This window comes from Magnetospirillum sp. WYHS-4, assembly GCA_039908345.1.
Taxonomy (GTDB): domain Bacteria; phylum Pseudomonadota; class Alphaproteobacteria; order Rhodospirillales; family GLO-3; genus JAMOBD01.
The window spans coordinates 1-16,884 of sequence record JAMOBD010000072.1 but is presented as its reverse complement, the minus strand read 5'-3'; the positions used below and the strand labels follow the sequence as shown (position 1 = coordinate 16,884).

19 protein-coding genes are annotated in these 16,884 nt (G+C 67.3%); 14 read left to right on the top strand and 5 right to left on the bottom strand.

Translation table 11 applies throughout. From position 1 onward, the window contains the following. A partial coding sequence (locus H7841_15950; protein ID MEO5338362.1) for a DUF2478 domain-containing protein occupies positions 1–908 on the bottom strand: 908 nt, incomplete at its 3' end. A gap of 53 nt (positions 909–961) precedes the next feature. Between H7841_15950 and H7841_15945 the strand changes: the two genes are divergently transcribed. The 12 genes from H7841_15945 to H7841_15890 all read left to right on the top strand — a co-directional run bounded on the left by H7841_15945 (position 962) and on the right by H7841_15890 (position 12,907). Beyond that, positions 962–1,357, top strand: coding sequence for a LysR family transcriptional regulator (locus H7841_15945; GenBank protein ID MEO5338361.1), 396 nt, complete (start codon positions 962–964; stop codon positions 1,355–1,357). 75 nt (positions 1,358–1,432) lie between these two features. Beyond that, positions 1,433–1,738, top strand: coding sequence for a DUF1153 domain-containing protein (locus H7841_15940; protein ID MEO5338360.1), 306 nt, complete (start codon positions 1,433–1,435; stop codon positions 1,736–1,738). 140 nt (positions 1,739–1,878) lie between these two features. After that, positions 1,879–3,525 carry a flagellar M-ring protein FliF gene (fliF, locus tag H7841_15935; GenBank protein ID MEO5338359.1) on the top strand — a complete coding sequence of 549 codons (1,647 nt, stop codon included), beginning with the start codon at positions 1,879–1,881 and terminating at the stop codon, positions 3,523–3,525. 153 nt (positions 3,526–3,678) lie between these two features. Then, positions 3,679–4,416 (top strand): FliH/SctL family protein, encoded by a 738-nt coding sequence (locus H7841_15930; protein MEO5338358.1) that lies wholly within the window; start codon positions 3,679–3,681, stop codon positions 4,414–4,416. A gap of 5 nt (positions 4,417–4,421) precedes the next feature. Further along, a complete protein-coding gene (fliN, locus tag H7841_15925) occupies positions 4,422–4,787 on the top strand; it encodes a flagellar motor switch protein FliN (protein ID MEO5338357.1) in 366 nt (121 codons plus the stop codon). Between the two features lie 8 nt (positions 4,788–4,795). After that, positions 4,796–5,605 carry a MotA/TolQ/ExbB proton channel family protein gene (locus H7841_15920; protein ID MEO5338356.1) on the top strand — a complete coding sequence of 270 codons (810 nt, stop codon included), beginning with the start codon at positions 4,796–4,798 and terminating at the stop codon, positions 5,603–5,605. Positions 5,606–5,619: 14 nt separating this feature from the next. Next, the gene (locus H7841_15915) at positions 5,620–6,966 is read left to right on the top strand and encodes a sigma-54 dependent transcriptional regulator (GenBank protein MEO5338355.1); all 1,347 of its coding nucleotides are present in this window, start codon (positions 5,620–5,622) and stop codon (positions 6,964–6,966) included. A gap of 83 nt (positions 6,967–7,049) precedes the next feature. Beyond that, positions 7,050–9,107 (top strand): flagellar biosynthesis protein FlhA, encoded by a 2,058-nt coding sequence (gene flhA / locus H7841_15910; protein ID MEO5338354.1) that lies wholly within the window; start codon positions 7,050–7,052, stop codon positions 9,105–9,107. A gap of 15 nt (positions 9,108–9,122) precedes the next feature. Beyond that, positions 9,123–10,094, top strand: a complete 972-nt coding sequence (locus H7841_15905) for a GTP-binding protein (GenBank protein MEO5338353.1) — start codon at positions 9,123–9,125, stop codon at positions 10,092–10,094. 2 nt (positions 10,095–10,096) lie between these two features. Next, positions 10,097–10,882, top strand: coding sequence for a MinD/ParA family protein (locus H7841_15900; protein MEO5338352.1), 786 nt, complete (start codon positions 10,097–10,099; stop codon positions 10,880–10,882). Between the two features lie 7 nt (positions 10,883–10,889). Further along, positions 10,890–12,530, top strand: a complete 1,641-nt coding sequence (locus tag H7841_15895) for a hypothetical protein (protein ID MEO5338351.1) — start codon at positions 10,890–10,892, stop codon at positions 12,528–12,530. Between the two features lie 11 nt (positions 12,531–12,541). Then, a complete protein-coding gene (locus H7841_15890; GenBank protein MEO5338350.1) occupies positions 12,542–12,907 on the top strand; it encodes a hypothetical protein in 366 nt (121 codons plus the stop codon). On the opposite strand, the gene mobA is transcribed toward H7841_15890, so the two are convergent. After that, on the bottom strand, positions 12,881–13,495 hold the full coding sequence (mobA, locus tag H7841_15885; protein ID MEO5338349.1) for a molybdenum cofactor guanylyltransferase MobA: 615 nt from the start codon (positions 13,493–13,495) through the stop codon (positions 12,881–12,883). The two genes, H7841_15890 and mobA, sit on opposite strands and share 27 nt — an antisense overlap. Before the next feature lie 77 nt (positions 13,496–13,572). Between mobA and H7841_15880 the strand changes: the two genes are divergently transcribed. Both H7841_15880 and H7841_15875 read left to right on the top strand, forming a co-directional pair. After that, positions 13,573–13,734 (top strand): hypothetical protein, encoded by a 162-nt coding sequence (locus H7841_15880; GenBank protein ID MEO5338348.1) that lies wholly within the window; start codon positions 13,573–13,575, stop codon positions 13,732–13,734. Further along, on the top strand, positions 13,719–14,726 hold the full coding sequence (locus H7841_15875; GenBank protein ID MEO5338347.1) for a HAMP domain-containing histidine kinase: 1,008 nt from the start codon (positions 13,719–13,721) through the stop codon (positions 14,724–14,726). Before H7841_15880 ends, H7841_15875 begins: the two co-directional genes overlap by 16 nt. Here the strand turns inward: H7841_15875 and H7841_15870 are convergent. From H7841_15870 to H7841_15860, 3 genes are all read right to left on the bottom strand, one after another. Next, positions 14,723–15,688, bottom strand: a complete 966-nt coding sequence (locus tag H7841_15870; protein MEO5338346.1) for an asparaginase — start codon at positions 15,686–15,688, stop codon at positions 14,723–14,725. The two genes, H7841_15875 and H7841_15870, sit on opposite strands and share 4 nt — an antisense overlap. Before the next feature lie 4 nt (positions 15,689–15,692). Continuing rightward, positions 15,693–16,181 carry a hypothetical protein gene (locus tag H7841_15865; protein ID MEO5338345.1) on the bottom strand — a complete coding sequence of 163 codons (489 nt, stop codon included), beginning with the start codon at positions 16,179–16,181 and terminating at the stop codon, positions 15,693–15,695. Between the two features lie 49 nt (positions 16,182–16,230). After that, on the bottom strand, positions 16,231–16,884 hold a 654-nt coding region (locus H7841_15860), incomplete at its 5' end, for a hypothetical protein (protein MEO5338344.1).

Genomic DNA, 16,884 nt, shown 5'->3' with positions numbered 1-16,884 from the left:
AGGCCGGCGATGCGCCGTGCGATGCCGTCCCGCGCCACGCCTTCGGCCTTTCCCACCAGGGTGGCGGGCTCGCCCAGGCCGGCCGGCAGGATGTCCTCGTCGCGCGGCCGGGGCAGGCCGGGCCAATTGTAATGGGCGTTGATGGCCGCAAGGCCAAGGGCCGCATCGGCGGGGTCCCAGGACAGGATCAGGGCGGCGGCTTCGGCCAAGGGGCGGCCGACCCATTTGTCCAGACCGTCCACGAAGGCGCGCGGCGCCGGCGCCAGCCCGGCCCCCTTGGGGCCTTCGACGAGCAGCCACTCCTTGCCGAGGGCGATGCGCCCGATCCTTCCCGCTTCGGCCCCCAGGCCAAGCAGGAGATCGCGGTAGAGACGATGGGGCCCCCACCAGCGCCAGAGGGCGGGCTCGTCGCAGGGTAGCAACGGCCCCAGGCCGCCGGAAAAGCGCAGCCAGTCCTCCAGCGCGCCGGCCGGCACGGCCACCAGGGTGGGAATGCCTTCCGCCATGGCGGCCATGATCTCGTCGGCGAGGCCCTTGTTGGCCCTTTCGCGGTCGCCGAATTTCTCGACCACGATCAGGTCGGCTCCCTCGGCGATGGCGCGACGCACCGGGCCGGTCGATTCCGCCAGCCCCGCCAAGTCGAGGGCACAGACACCCTCGGCGATCTGATCGGCGGTCGGGCGGGCGATGGCAATGCGGCGGCCGGTGTCGATTTCGACCGCGTCCATGCCGACCTTGGCACCGGCATCGTCCAGCAGGATTTCCTGGACCACGCCGCCGACCTTGAAGCCGCGCCGGCGCAGTTCCGCCGCGAAGCGGGCGAGCAGGCCGCGATCCGCGGTATCCCGGGTGTAAAGCACCGCGCCCGGCGGCAGCGGCGGCAGGAACGTGTCGCCATCCAGTGACATGGCGCTTTCATCGCCGGTTTGATGGAAAAAGGCAAGGCATGTGGAAGGATGGCATGGCCCATCCCCGATCTGCGCGGCCCAAGGTCCGCATCCTGATCGGCGCCGCGACCCAACTGGGGCCCGGCAAGGTCGATCTGTTGGAGGCGGTAGGCGCCGCCGGTTCCATCGCCGCTGCGGCCCGACGTCTGGGGATGTCCTATCGGCGTGCCTGGCTGTTGATCGATTTGGTCAACCGGTGTTTCCGTGGCGATCTTGTGGTCCGGAACAGCGGCGGCAAGGACGGGGGCGGGGCGCGGGTGACGCCGCTGGGCGGCGAGGTGTTGCGGCGCTACCGCGAGATCGAGGATCGGGCCATCCGGGCCGTGCGCCGAGAACTCGAAAGCTTTGCCGAATTGCTCGCGGAGCCGGCCGATGATCGGGATTTACCGCCTGTTAACCATGACTCTTAGGGTTTCCTTAAGGGCGGACGGGTTATCCATCGGACATCGATTCCATCGCTGGCCAGAGGGGCCGAGAGGGAAGGAATGTCCAGCCGGAGCATGCGCATCCATTCGTTCATCGATGTCGTGGGGCCCACGGGGCGTCCGCTGACCCGCGACGACCTGCCGCCGCCCGGCACCCAGCGCTGGGTCATGCGACGCAAGGCCGAGGTCGTCGCGGGCGTTCGCGCCGGCCTGATTTCGCTGGAAGAGGCCTGCGCCCTCTACAAGTTATCCATGGACGAATTCGCCGCTTGGCAACGGCTGCTCGATCGCCACGGCTTGGCGGGGTTGCGTACCACCCGCACCCAGGTTTATCGCGATACGGTGCCGGCCTTGGCCGCCGAATAGCCACATTTCCCGCTAGGCAGATTTTGCCGGGCGTTAACTTCTCCTTCACCATCCCGAGCTTAGAGTCGGAGCACGCATGAAAGGTGGCGTGCCGCCGGACGTTTCCGCCCGGCCCCGCCGCAAGGATGAAGGATCGGGCCATGGACGCATTCCTCCAAACGCTTCGCAATCTGGGGCCGGTGCGTCTCGCGATCGTCGGCGCGGTGGTCTTCGGCATGATCGCCTTCTTCATCTTCCTCACCACGCGCCTGTCGACTCCGCAGATGGCGCTGCTGTTCGGGGAACTGGACCCCGCCGATACCGGCAAGATCACGCAGCACCTGGAACAGTCGAAGGTTCCCTACGAAATCCGTAACAACGGTACGGCGATCTTCGTCCCCAACGACCAGGCGCACAAGATGCGCATGGACCTGACCAACAAGGGCGTCACGGCCGGCGGTTCGCTCGGCTACGAGATCTTCGACAAGAACGATTCGCTGGGCACCACCAATTTCCAGCAGAACATCAATCTGATCCGGGCCATGGAAGGCGAATTGGCGCGCACCATCAAGACGTTGGACGGGGTGCATGCGGCACGCGTCCACATCGTCATGCCGCGCCGCGAGCTTTTCAGTCGCGAACGCCAGGAGCCGTCCGCCTCGGTCATCCTAAAGATGAAGAGCAAGGGCCGTCTGGGACGCGAGCAGGTCCAGGCCATCCAACATCTGGTGGCCGGCGCCATTCCCAGCATGAATCCCAGCCGAATTTCGATCATCGACGACAAGGGCATGCTGTTGTCGCGCGGCTTCGAGGACTCCGCCTCGCCCCAGGCCGTGGCGGCCAAGGTCGAGGAGCAGCGCCTGGCCTTCGAACGGCGCATGGCCCGCACCATCGAGGATCTGCTGGAAAAGTCCGCGGGCTTCGGCAAGGTGCGCGCCGAGGTGTCGGCGGAAATGGACTACGACCGCGTCGCCACCACCGAAGAAAAATTCGATCCCGACGGGCAGGTGGTGCGCTCCACCCAGACCGACGAGGAAAAGGATTCCAGCAAGGAAGCCCAGCAAGAGCCGGTGTCTGTCGGCCAGAACCTTCCCGATGCCTCTACGTCCAGCGAGGGAGCTTCGGCTTCGGCGGCGCGCTCGCGCACCCATGAGACGGTGAACTTCGAGATTTCCAAGCGCGTCATCAACCATGTCCGCGAAGGCGGTATCGTCAAGCGGCTGTCCGTCGCCGTGCTGGTGGACGGGCACTATGCCAAGGACAAGGACGGCAAGACCACCTACGCCGACCGCAGCGAGAAGGAGATGGAACGCCTCGCCATGCTGGTGAAGGGCGCCATCGGCTTCGATGCCAAGCGCAACGATATCGTCGAGGTCATCAACATGCGCTTCGCCGAGCCCCCCACGCCGACCGACGAACCGCTCGAACTGTTCTTCGGCTTCGGCAAGGACGACTTGGTGCGTATCGCCGAGATCCTGGTGCTCAGCATCGTGGCGATCCTGGTCATCCTCCTGGTGGTGCGCCCCCTCATCACGCGGGCTTTCGAGGCCATGCCGAGCGCGCAGGCCGCCGAGGGCCTGCTGGCCGAGCGCGGCGGCGCGCCCGCCCTTACCGGGCCGGGCGGGCTGCCCTTGCCGGTTCCTTCCGAGGGCGGCGAGGAAGGCGAGAGCTTCGAGGAGCTTATCGACATCGACCGCGTCGAAGGCCGCGTCAAGGCTTCGTCGGTCCGCAAGGTCGGCGAGATCGTCGAGAAGCACCCCGAGGAAGCGCTGGCGATCATCCGGTCTTGGATGTATCAGGAAAGCTGAGTGAGAGCCTTGGGGAACCAGGCGTTCATGGCGCGCGTCAAGGACGACCATCGCAACCTGACAGGACCGCAGAAAGCCTCTGCTTTCATGTCGGTCCTCGCCGGCACCGGCGAGGAAGCACCGCTTATTTATTGAGGGCAAGGACCGGGATCGATGTCGGAGGTCAGGAAGTTCCTGTTCGAGCAGTCCTTCGACGGCGAGCCCAAGGTGCTGAACGCTCCCGATCCCATGGATGCCTTGCCGCAGCCCGTCGAGACGGTCATCGAGGAGGTCGAACCCCTTCCGACCTTCTCCGAGGAGGAAATGCAGCAGGCCCGCGACCAGGCCTTCGCCGCGGGAAAGGAGGAGGGGCTTCGCGAGGCGGTCGGTGCGGCCGAAAGGCGCATCGCCGATGCGCTGGAACTGATGGGCGTCCGGATGGTTCACGTGATGGACGGTTTGGCCAAGGCCAACGAAGACGCCACGAGCAGTGCCGTGACGGTGGCCTCCGGAATCGTGCGCAAGCTGTTGCCCAACCTGTCGAGGCGCGGTGCGGTCGAGGAAGTGGCGGCGGTGGTGGCCGAAGTCATGGGGCGCGTGCTGGACGAGCCTCGTCTGTTGCTTAGGGTCGACCCGGAAGGTCATTCCGCCCTTGAGGCGCGTGTCCTGGAACTGGCCCGCGGGAAGGGATACGAAGGGCGGGTGACCGTCATGGGCGATCCGGCCCTGGTGCCTGGCGATTGCCGAATCGAGTGGAGTAACGGGGGCGCGGAACGCGACATGGCGGCCCTTTGGCAGGAGGTGGACGCCGTGATCGAGCGCAATCTGGGCCTTTCCGGCGATGAGGACAGGGCAGTTGCACAAACCGGGGCCGCGACTATGGTAGAGTCCGGCGTTGGGGAGGCAGGCTGAGCATGATGGACAACGAACAACTCCGGCTGAGCGATTTCGAAGGCGGCACGGCGCCGCCTCCCCGGCGCGATAGCGTTCCGATGGAGGAAGACGACTATCCCGACGTCCCCGAAGTGCCGCGCAGCTCGAAGGACCTGGAACCGGTCTACGACATCCCGGTCCAGGTGTCCGCCGTGCTGGGCAAGGCGAGCATGCAGGTGGGCCAACTCCTCAAGCTGGGGCGCGGCGCGGTGGTGGAACTGGACCGCAAGGTGGGCGAGGCTATCGACATCTATGTCAACAACCGCCTGGTGGCCCGCGGCGAAGTCGTGGTGGTGGAGGAAAGACTGGGCGTGACCATGACGGAAATCATCAAGACGGAGCGGAGTTGATCTGAGCCATGATGGATGGCGACGCCGTAGCGGAAAAGCCGAGGCAGAATCTGGACCTGGCCACCGTGCTGGGCTTGGTGGGCGGATTCGTGCTCATCTTCATCGCCATTGCGATGGGCGGTTCTCCCAAAGCCTTCTTCGACTTGCCGTCGGTACTGATCGTCATCGGCGGCACCTTCACCATCGTGCTGACCTGTTTCTCGGTTGGCGAGGTGATGCGCACCTTCCGGGTGGTTCTGAAGACCGTCTTCCATGGCATAGACGACAGTTCGGAAGCCGCCATCCGGGTGCTGCAACTGGCGGAGACGGCCCGTAAGCAGGGCGTCCTGGCGTTGCAGCCCCTGCTGTCCACGCTGACCGAGGAGGCTTTCCTGCACAAGGGAATCGCCATGGTGGTCGACGGCACGCCCGGCGAGGAGGTGGAAGCCATCTTGCGGCGCGACATCCTGGCCACCCAGCAGCGCCACGCCAAGAGCGCCGGGGTGCTCAAGAAGGCGGCCGAATTTGCGCCGGCCATGGGCCTGATCGGCACCCTGATCGGCCTGATCCAGATGCTCGGCAACCTGAGCAACCCCTCGTCCATCGGCCCCGCCATGGCCGTGGCCCTCATCACCACCTTCTATGGGGCCATTCTCGCCAACATGGTCTTCGCGCCCCTGGCCGCCAAGCTGGAGCGCAATTCGCAAGAGGAAACGCTGGTCACCAGCGTCTACATGATGGGTGCGGCCTCTATCGGCCGGCAGGAAAATCCCCGCCGCCTGGAGATGCTGCTCAACAGCGTCCTGCCGCCCGCCAAGCGCGTGCAGTATTTCGATTAGGAGGCTCTCGGGACATGCGACTGCTCGTCATCGGCACCCTGGGCGGCCAAATCGGCGCAGCCAGCCAGATCGCCATCGCGCAGGGCGCCAAGGTCCTGCATGCCGACGATATCGAAGGCGGATTGGCAGCCATCCGCTCGGGCCAGGGGGCGGATCTGGTCATGGTCGACGTCAAGCTGGACGTCCGGACCCTGATCGACAGCCTGAAGGCGGAACGCATCGCGGTGCCGGTGGTGGCCTGCGGCGTGGGCAACGACACCCAGGCGGCGGTGCGCGCCATCAAGGCGGGTGCCAAGGAGTACGTGCCCCTGCCGCCGACCGCCGAACTGATCGGCGCCATCCTGGCGGCCGTGACCGAGGAAAGCCACGCCATCGTCTACCGCGATCCCAAGATGGCCGAGGTCTTGCGCTTGGCCGACCAAGTGGGGCCCAGCGACGCCAGCATCCTGATCACCGGGTCTTCGGGGACCGGCAAGGAACTGATGGCCCGCTACCTGCACGCCAAGAGCCGCCGGGCCAACGGCCGCTTCGTCGCGGTGAACTGCGCGGCGATCCCCGAGAACCTGCTGGAATCCGAACTGTTCGGCCACGAAAAGGGGGCCTTCACCGGGGCGGTGGCGCGCCGGGTGGGCAAGTTCGAGGAAGCCTCGGGCGGCACCCTGCTGCTCGACGAAATCAGCGAGATGGACATCCGCCTGCAGGCCAAGCTGCTGCGCGCCCTTCAGGAAAAGGAGATCGACCGGGTGGGCGGCGGCCAACCCGTCAAGGTGGATGTGCGCATCATCGCCACTTCCAACCGCACCATGGAACAGGAAGTGGCGGAAGGCCGCTTCCGCGAGGATCTCTATTTTCGGCTCAACGTCGTCAACCTGCGTCTGCCGCCTTTGCGCGAACGCCCCCAGGACGTCGAGATCCTGACCCAGCACTTCATCAAGAAATACTCGGAAGCCAACGGCCTGGAGATTCTGCCGCTGACCGCCGCCGCCAAGCAGAAGCTGATGGCTCACGGCTGGCCGGGCAACGTGCGGGAACTCGAAAACACCCTGCATCGCGCAGTCCTGCTGTCGGGCGGGGTCGAGATCGGGCCCGACGCCATCCTGCTCACGCCTTCGCCGACGGCGCAGGGCCAGGCGGGGATGGCGGCTCCGGTGGCGGGCGCCACCGCCCTGGTGGGGCGCACCGTCGAGGATGTGGAACGCACGCTGATCATCGATACCTTGCAACATTGCCTGGGCAACCGCACCCATGCGGCGAATATCCTGGGCATTTCCATCCGCACGCTACGCAACAAGCTCAAGCTTTACGGCGAGGAAGGCTTCGCCGTTCCGGCACCGGGCGAAGGCGATCGCCCGGGAATTTGACCTGAAGGGGTTCCAGCCCTATGGCTGACGCCGCCACCGAATCTTCAGCGCAAGGAGACTCCTTCGCCGGCTTGGGCGGAAGGATGGGCCGCGCCTTGCGGCGGGGCGACATCGCCTTCGCGCTGGCGGTGGCGTTGGTCCTGGCGGTCCTCATCCTGCCCCTTCCCACTTGGCTGCTCGACCTGTGCCTGGCGTTCTCGATCACCTTCTCGGTGCTGATCCTGATGACGGCGCTGTTCATCGAAAAGCCCGTCGAACTGAGCGCCTTTCCGACCATCCTCTTGCTCGCCACCATGATCCGGCTGTCGCTCAACCTGGCGTCCACCCGCCTGATCCTGGCCCACGGCCACGAGGGAACCGCCGCCGCCGGCCACGTCATCGAGGCCTTCGGCGGCTTCATCATGAGCGGCAACTTCGTCATCGGCGTGATCGTCTTCGCCATCCTGGTGATCGTCAACTTCGTGGTCATCACCAAGGGCTCGGGACGCATCGCGGAAGTGGCGGCCCGCTTCACCCTGGACGCCATGCCCGGCAAGCAGATGGCCATCGACGCCGACATGTCGGCCGGCCTGATCGACGAGCCCGAGGCCAAGAGGCGCCGCAAGGAACTGGAGGACGAAAGCACCTTCTACGGCGCCATGGACGGTGCCGCCAAGTTCGTGCGCGGCGACGCCGTCGCGGGTCTGCTCATCACCTTCATCAACGTGATCGGCGGCATGATTATCGGCATGGCCCAGAAGGGGCTGACCTTCAACCAAGCGGCCGACGCCTACACGCTGCTGACCGTGGGCGACGGCTTGGTGACCCAGATCCCCGCCCTGATCGTTTCGACCGCCGCCGGTATGATCGTCACCAAGGCGGGCGTCGGCGGCAAGACGGAAGAGACTTTGTTCCGCCAGCTGTCCGCCCATCCGAAGGCGATGGGCCTCAGTTCGTTCCTGCTGGTGGCCTTGGCCGTGATGCCGGGTATTCCCGCCCTGCCGTTTCTGGCCCTGGCCGGGGTGACCGGCGGGCTGGCCTGGTACGTCGGGCGCGAGCAGGAGGTGAAACGGGTCGAGGCCGAGAAGAAGGCCGAGGAACAAGCCATCGCTCCTCCGGTTTCCGAGGAGCCGATCACCACCGCGCTGCGCATCGACATGCTGCGCCTGGAACTGGGCTACGGACTGCTGTCCCTCATCAACAACCCGCGCGAGGGCCAGCGCCTCACGGACCAGATCAAGGCGCTCCGCCGCCAGATGGCGGCCGACGTGGGGTTCATCATGCCCAGTGTGCGCATCCAGGACAACATGCAGTTGCCCGCCAACGCCTACGTCATCCGGGTCAAGGAGATCGAAGCCGGGCGCGGCGACCTGCGGCCCGCCATGCTGTTGGTCATGGACCCGCGCGGCGAGGAGATCACCCTGCCGGGCGAGAAGACCACCGAACCCACCTTCGGATTGCCGGCCATGTGGATCGACGTGTCGAACCGCGAGGAAGCCCTGTTCCGCGGCTATACGGTGGTCGATCCCTCGACGGTCATCACCACCCATCTCACCGAGGTCATCAAGGACAACATGTCCGAACTGCTGTCCTATTCCGAGACCCAGAAGCTCCTCGACGAACTGGACAAGGAACAGCAGAAACTCATCGCCGACATGGTGCCCAGCCAGATTTCCATCGGCGGCGTCCAGCGGGTGCTGCAGAACCTGCTGGGCGAGCGCATCTCCATGCGCGACTTGGCGACCATCCTGGAAGGCATCTCGGAGGCCTGCGGCTACACCCGCAACGTCATGATGATCTCGGAACACGTCCGCGCCCGCTTGGCCCGCCAGATCAGCGAGATGAACACCAACGAGGATGGCGTCATCCCGCTGGTCACCCTGTCGCCGGAATGGGAACAGAGCTTCGCCGAATCCCTGGTCGGCACGGGCGACGACAAGCAGTTGTCCATGGCGCCGTCGCGCCTGCAGGAGTTCATCACCACGTTGCGTACCACCTTCGAACGCCAGGCCATGATGGGGGAGAATCCGGTTCTCTTGACCAGCCCAGCCATCCGGCCTTACGTGCGGTCCATCGTGGAACGGTTCCGGCCCATGACCTTCGTCATGTCCCAGAACGAAATCCACCCCAAGGCCCGCATCAAGACCGTGGCGCAGATCTGACGAGGACCGCAGGGCATGCGACTGAAGACCTTTACCGCCGCTACCGTCGCCGAGGCCATGGACCTCGTGCGCAGGGAAATGGGCGAGGAGGCGATCATCGTCTCCACCCAGCCGGGCTCCGACGGGCGGGGAGCCCGGGTGGTGGCGGCCATCGAGGAATTGCCGCGCGACTTCGCGATCCAGGCCCGCGAGGAGGAAATCTACCAGCCGCCCGACTTGGGCGAGACCATCCGTCACGCGCTCAGTTTCCACGGCACGCCGCCGCGCCTGATCGACCGGTTGGTGCAGGCGGCGCTGGATCTCGAGGCCACCGATCCGATCCTGGCCTTCGCCGGGGCCTTGGACACCCTTTTCACCTTCCGCCCGATCGCCGAGACGGCGGGCGGGCGGCCGATCATGCTGGTCGGCACGCCGGGCAGCGGCAAGACCATCACCACCGCCAAGCTGGCGGCCCGGGGCACCTTGGCCGGCCAGTCGGTCACCGTCGTCACCACCGATACCCGGCGGGCGGGCGGAATCGAGCAGTTGGCCGCCTTCACCCGCATCCTGGGGCTGGAGTTGGCGACCGCCGATACCGTCGAGGAAATGCGCCAGGCGGTCGCCAAGGCGCCTCCGGACGGTACGCTGCTGATCGACACGGCCGGCATCAATCCCTTCAGCGATACCGAGATGGATACGCTCACCCAGCTCATCCGGGTGTCCGAGGCCGAACCGGTTCTGGTTCTTCCGGCTGGCGGCGACGCCATGGAATCGGCGGATATCGCCGCCTGTTTCGCCCATCTGGGAGCCAGCCGCCTGCTGGTGACCCGGCTCGACATGGCCCGACGGGTCGGTAGCATCCTGGCGGCGGCGGACGCCGGACGCCTGATGTTCTGCAACGTCAGCATCACTCCCCACGTGGCGGATGGACTCAGCCCCATCAATCCCGTATCCCTGGCGCGCCTGATCATGCCGCGCAGCGACGAACACCCTAGGATCGAGGCATAACCATGACGTCCGAACCCATCCTCGCCCCCAGGCCCTCGGCGCGCACCAAAGGCCGGAACATGCTGGCCATCGCCTCCGGCAAGGGCGGCGTCGGCAAGACCTGGTTCGCCATCACCCTGGCCCACGCCCTGTCCAAGCGCAGCATCCGGGTGCTGTTGTTCGATGCCGACCTGGGGCTGGCCAACCTGGACATCCAACTGGGTCTGATGCCCAAGGAGGACCTGGGGGGAGTGTTGGCCGGCAAGCTGACCCTGAATCAGGCGGTGCTTCCCTTCGAGGAAGGTGGCTTCGACATCATCGCCGGCCGTTCCGGGTCGGGCAGCCTCGCCAATATCCCGCCCAGCCGCATCCAGTTGTTGACCGACGATCTGGCCCTGCTGGCGGCGGCCTACGACAAGGTGATCCTCGACCTGGGCGCCGGCATCGAGAAGACGGTACGCCAGTTCACCCACAACGTGGGGACCTGCATCGTGCTGACCACCGACGAACCGACGGCGCTTACCGACGCCTACGCCTTCATCAAGCTCACCCACATGGAGCGGCCGGGCACCGATATCCGCATCGTGGTCAATACCGCCAATTCCACCCGCGAGGGCGAGCGGACCTACAATACCCTTCTCAAGGCCTGCGAGGGGTTCCTCAAGATATCGCCGCCCCTGCTGGGGGTGATCCGGCGCGACCCCAAAGTGCGCGAGACCATCCGCAGCCAGACACCATTGCTCACCCGGTTCCCCAACTGCGAAGCGGCCGCCGACGTCGAAGCCATAGCGGCGGCCTTGCTCAAATGAGGCTGGGATGACCATCGTCGCGCCGCCGCCGCCGCCCTTGCCGCTCCCGGCCACGGCGGCGCCGTTGCCGGCGCTGGCGGTACAGGGCCCGCCGGTTGCCCTGCTCGCCCTGGCGACGGGGACGCGGCTGGAAGCGCTGTTGCTGGCCCAGGACTCCAAGGGCCTGGCGCAGCTGCAAGCCCCCTTCGGAACCTTCGAGCTTCCGGTGCCATTTGCCCTCCCCAAGGGGGCGGCGCTGGCCTTCTCGGTGCAGCAACATCAGGGTCGGGTGCTTCTCCAACTCCTGACGATGAACGGCAAGCCGGCCGCCCAGGCCCTGGCCCACCCGCCCGGCCTTCAAGGCGCGGCGATGCCACAGGGCCAGCCTTCGGGCCGGGTGCCTCTGGCGGCGGGAGGGCCGGGTGGCCTGCCCTTCGTCAGCCTGAGCACCGGCTCGCCCCTCACCGCCACCTTGCTGCAGCCGGGCCGGGGCATGGCGCCGCCGCAACAAGAAGCGACAGAAGCCGTCCCCAATCCGGCCCTGCGGGCCATGGTCTCGGCCCGCCAGGCCTTCACCAACGCCAAGAGCCAACTGGAGACCCTGGTCGACAATGCTTTCGGCCGTCCGGCTTCCCCGCCTTCCCAAGCGCCGCAGGCTTCGCCGTCGTCGGCAGCGCTGCCGGCGCGGCTGGTGCCCCTGCCGGCCGGCACCCAGGTGACGGTCGTCCTGACCGCAGTGCAGACGCCTGCGGGCGGATCGCCGCCGGCCCCATCGCCGGGCGGCGGAGCGCCGCTTCCCGCTCCCGGCCAGACATTGCCGGGCACGGTGACCGGGACGACGGCCGCCGGCTGGCCGATCGTGCAGACGCCGGCCGGTGCCCTGGCCCTGGAAACCAAGGTCCCGGTTCCCATCGGCAGCACGGTGACCCTGGAAATCAAGGGGGCGCCGTTGCCGCGGTCCCTTCTGCCCGGCGAGATGCTGCCGCTTCCCAGGGCGGAGGCCCTGACCGCCCAGGATTGGCCGGCCTTGGCCGATGCCGTGGCGGTCCTGAGGGAGGCCAGTCCCGAGGCCGCCCGCCAGGTTCTTTCCCAGTCCGTGCCCCGCCTCGATTCCAATCTAGCGGCGGGCATGTTGCTGTTCCTGACGGCGCTGAAGGGCGGAGATATCAAGGGTTGGCTCGGCGAGGGGCCGCTCCGCGTGCTGGAGCGGGCGCGGCCCGGCGTCGCCGCCCGCCTCAAGGAGGATTTCGGCGACCGCTCCAAGCTGTCGGAAGAAAAAACCTCCGATGGCTGGAAGGTGATGGCTATTCCCTTGCAGAACGGCCAAGCGCTGGAGCAGATGCGCATGATGACCCGCCAGCATCCCGAGGACGAACCGGAGAGCGAGGGCGGGGGCGGTACCCGCTTCGTGGTGGAGGTCGCCCTGTCGCAAACCGGGCGGGTCCAACTGGACGGCCTGGTATTCAAGGGCAACAAGCGCCTGGACCTGATCGTCCGCACCGAGGGCCCGCTGCCCGGCGCCATGCGCGACGATATCCGCAGCCTGTTCAAGGAGGCGGCGGAGGTGACCGGCATCCAGGGCGGCGTGACCTTCCAGGCCCAGCCGCCCCTGTTCGTCGATGTGGCGCTTGACAAGACCTCTGCCGGCTCGCGCGGCGTGGTGGTGTAAAGGGGGAAGCCATGGATCGCCTGACCCGCCGTTCCCGGCTATCCGTCCGGCCCGATCCGGACCCCAAGCTGGATTATCTGGTCACCCTGGAAGGGGAGATCGGCGGCGAAAGGCCGGCAGCCATCGAACTGCGCTACGTGCCCGACCGGCTGATCCTGGTGCCGGAATCCTTCGCCGCCTATCTGGAAGACCTGGGAAGGCGGGACTGGGAGTCCCTGGAGTCCCTGGCGGTGGCCCTGCTGGACGACTTGCGGAACGAGCTGGTGGCGCGCTGGCTGCAGGTGGCGTTGCAAGGCAGCGGCCATGCCGTCCTGGTCGAGGACCGCCAGCCCAAATGGGACAATCCCCGCCTACTGGCCCGCCTGCGCCAGCACTGAGGCCATGCGTTCCGCCTCGGCCAGGTCCTCGGGCCGGTTGAGGTTGAAGAAGGGATCGAAGGGGCGGTCCGGGAAGTCGACCCGGACTGCTCCGGCGCGCTCCGCCCACTCCCCGGCGCGGCGCAGGCCTTCTTCCATGACCGCCCGCCGGAGGGGGCCCGCCAGGCCAGGGCGCCAGAGTCCGAACACGGCATGCAGGCGGCCGCCCGAGGCGGCACAGGCGGCGTCCCGTCCTTCGGCGAGAGCGGCCCGCTTCAGCCGGGATACCAGATCGCCGGGAAGGAAGGGGGCATCGGAAGGGAAGGTCGCCACCCAGTCGGCGTCCGGGAAGCCTTCGAGGGCGGCCAGCAAGCCGGCCAAAGGGCCGGGACGGCCGGGCAGGCCATCGGGAAGGATCGGCAGGCCCAGGGCGGCGAAGCGTTCCGTGTCGTCGTTGGCGTTGAGAAACAACCGGTCCACCTGCGGCGCGGCGCGGTCCGCCACCCAGGCCAGCAGCGGCCGCCCGTCCAGCAGGCGTAGCCCCTTGTCGCCGCCCCCCATGCGCCGCGACAGCCCCCCTGCGATGACGACTCCGACGATTTCGACCATGACTCGGACAGCCTGCCGGGTTATCGGTTCCGCCGTCAATGGAAACCCCATATCTTCCGGGAGGAGAAGGATACCCGATGACGGACCTGGACGATGGCGAACTCGAAGAGGCCGCGCTCCGTGCCATGGAGGAAGCGGGCATGCGCGGGCTCTGCCGGGATGGACAGATCGAAGTCGCGGTGGGCGAGGTCTGGGGGCCATCCGGAAGGATTCGTTCGATCTGGTGCTGCTCGACCTGACCCTGCCCGATAGCCGGGGCGTCGACACGGTGAAGACGGCTTGCGGCTTCGCGCCCGGGGTTCCGGTGGTGGTGCTGACCAACCGCGACGAGGAGTCGATCGCCGCCACGGCTTTGGAAATGGGCGCCCAGGACTATCTGGTCAAGGGCAATCTGGCGGCCGAGCTTTTCCGCCGCAGCTTCCGTTACGCAATCCACCGCAAGCGGTCCGAGGAACATCTCCGGCGCATCAACGACGAACTGGAACGGCGGGTCCGGGAACGGACGGAGGAACTGCTCCAGGCCAAGGAGCAAGCGGAACGGGCCAGCTTGGCGAAGTCCAATTTCCTGTCCAACATGAGCCACGAGTTGCGCACGCCGTTGAACGCCATCATCGGCTTTTCCCAAGCCTTGGCGGCGGAGACTTTCGGCCCGCTGGGCGATCCGCGCAACGGCCGCTATGTCGAGGACATCCGCCAGGCCGGCGAGGACCTGTTGTCCTTCGTCGACGACATGCTGCTGCTGGCGCCAGGGGCCGGCGAAGGCCTGATTCTCGCGATGCACGACATGGATCTCTCCCAGGCGGCGGCCCGAGCCCTGCATGCGGTGGAGCCGCAGGCCCACTTCAAGGGCGTGCAGTTGTCTTTCGACCCTCCGGAGAGGGCCTTGCCGGTGCGGACCGACGAACGCGGCCTCGGCCGCATGCTCCGGGCCCTGCTGGGATTCGCCGTGGAACAGGCGCCGGCCGGCGGAACGGTTCGCCTGGCTCTGGGACAGGACGCCGGGGGGGCAAGGCTCGTCGATGTCACAGGGCCTTTCGGCGGCCCAAGTCTCGGGGAGGCCCTGGCCCCTTTCGGAACCCTGGGCGAGGCCTATACCAGCCGGGGCGGCGACACGGGACTCAATCTGCCGATTTCCCGCCGCCTGGCCGAGATGCTGGGCGGAACCTTCCAGGCCGAGGGCGATGCGGCGGGCGGCTTGGTCCTGCGCGCCACCTTGCCCTGGAGCGATTAAGGAAGCACCGCCCGGACCGTTCCCACCCACCGTCCCGCGACATTGAGGATGGGCGCGGCGGCGAAGCGGTCGAGAACGTCGGCCGGCACTTCCGGGGAGAAGCGGCCCAGCAGAGCCGCCATGGCGGCTTCGGCGGCGCGCTTGGCGCCGTCGTCGATCTTGAGGGCCAAGCCGATTCCCCGTTGCGGCAATACCGCCGCCCAGACTCCTTCCGCGCCGCCCTTGCAGACGACGGCTCCTTGGGCTGCCGCCATGACCAGGCTGTCGAAGCGGTCGCGGCCACCCACCAGGTAGGGTTCAGCCGCCATGGCTTCCAGGACCCGGCGGCCGGCCGCGACGCCGGGAAGGCGGGCGAAAGCGGTGGCGAGAGCGGCCAGGGGCAGGGCAAGCGTAGGAATGCCGCAGCCGTCGATCCCGCAAGGAGCATCGCCCAGGTCGGTGTCGGCCATTTCGCCGATCCGCTTGCGGACCCTCGTCTGGATCGGGTGGTCGGCGGCCAGATAACCGAGGGTCGTTTCGCCCAGATGGCGGGCCGTGGTCAGCATGCCCGCATGCTTGCCCGAACAGTTGTTATGGAGGGCCGTTGGGGCCTCGCCGGCCAGCAGCAGGGTGGTGGCCGTCTCCTCGTCCATCGGACGGTGGGCGCCGCATTCCAGGTCTCCCGGCCCCAGGCCGAGGCGTTCCAGCCAAGCGGCCACCGCCGCCGTATGGATCGATTCCCCGGAATGGGACGAACAAGCCAGCGCGATCTCCCGGCGGGTCAGGGCGAAGGCATCGGCGGCGCCGCTTTCGATCACGGGCAGAGCCTGCAAGGGCTTGACCGCCGAACGCGGATAGACGGGAAGGGCGATATCGCCCCAGGAGGCAAGGACGACGCCCCGGGCATCGACCGCAACGGCCGTCCCCCGATGCAGGCTTTCCGCCCGGGGGCCTCGTGTCGCCTCGACCAGAACGGGGTTCATCGGCCTATTTGCAGGTAACGACGCAGGCCTTGGGGTCGGCGCGGCAGTCGACCCTGAGCGCGCCCTCGCCGGACCGCGCCGCACGGCCGTCGGGGAGGCCGCAGGTCTCCTTGGTGCGATACGACATCTTGACGTTGCCGGAATAGAGGCAGGTGACCCCGGTCATCTCCTTGCGGATCAGGTAAAGGCCCTCCAGCTTGGCGGCGGGCACGCCGTCCGGCGGCAGGGCGCAGGAGATGTAGCCGCTAAAGGCGCCGTCCGGAGTCTCCCACAGGGCGACGTTGCGCACCTGCTTCACGATCTTGAAGTTGTCCAGGCACATGGCGTCGTCGCCGCAGAGTGCGTCCATCTGGGCGGCGAAGTCCGCGTCGGTCGGGCAGTTGCCGACTTGGCGCGCTCCGGCAAGGTCCGGACAGGCGAGCGTGCCGTCGGCCCGGGCGGCGACGGCCGCAAACAGGAACAGGGCGGCGAGCGGCAGGCGGGCAAGACGCATCGATACTTCCTCCGGGCAAACTCGGCGGGACGCTACCACGGAGCCGCAGTCAGGAAAAGTATCGGTCGCGGCCATACTTGGCCTCGGCCTCCCGCAGGGACTTGCCCATGCCGGCCAGTTGCGCGGCGAGGGCGGTATCGCCGGGCGCCATCAGGCGTCGGGCCTGCTCGGCGTGCAGGCGTGCCGCTCCGGTGCTGCCGCCGGCCACCAGGGCCAGGGCATGGAGGGCGTGCAGGCGCGAATCGAGACAACGATGAAGCAAGGCGATTCCCAAATAGTGCTGGGCCATAAGCGGCGATCCGCCGCTTTCCAGGATATGGGTGCCGAGATCCCGGTTGGCCTGGATGAAGGCTACCGGGCGATCCGGGAGGTGGGAAGGGAAGGTCGCCACGGCGATTTCCGCCAGGATGGCGAGGGCCTCGCCCATCTTTCCCGCCGCGCGCAATTCCTGGGCCTCCGCGTAACGGGCCTCAAGGGTGGGTTCGTGCCAGGGCCGGTGGGTCAGGTTGGGAAGGTGGACCCTGCGGCAGCAATGGCGGCAGGTCACGCGGAAATACTGGATGTGCAGGGGCGAGTCCAGGGGCACCCGGCGCAGGTCGTTGCGCCGGCCGCAACGCGGGCACTCCCAGGCCAGATGGTACGTCTCGGCACGGTGGGGAAGCGGGCGGTCGTCGACATCGAAGGCGAGCGGCGGATGGGGTTC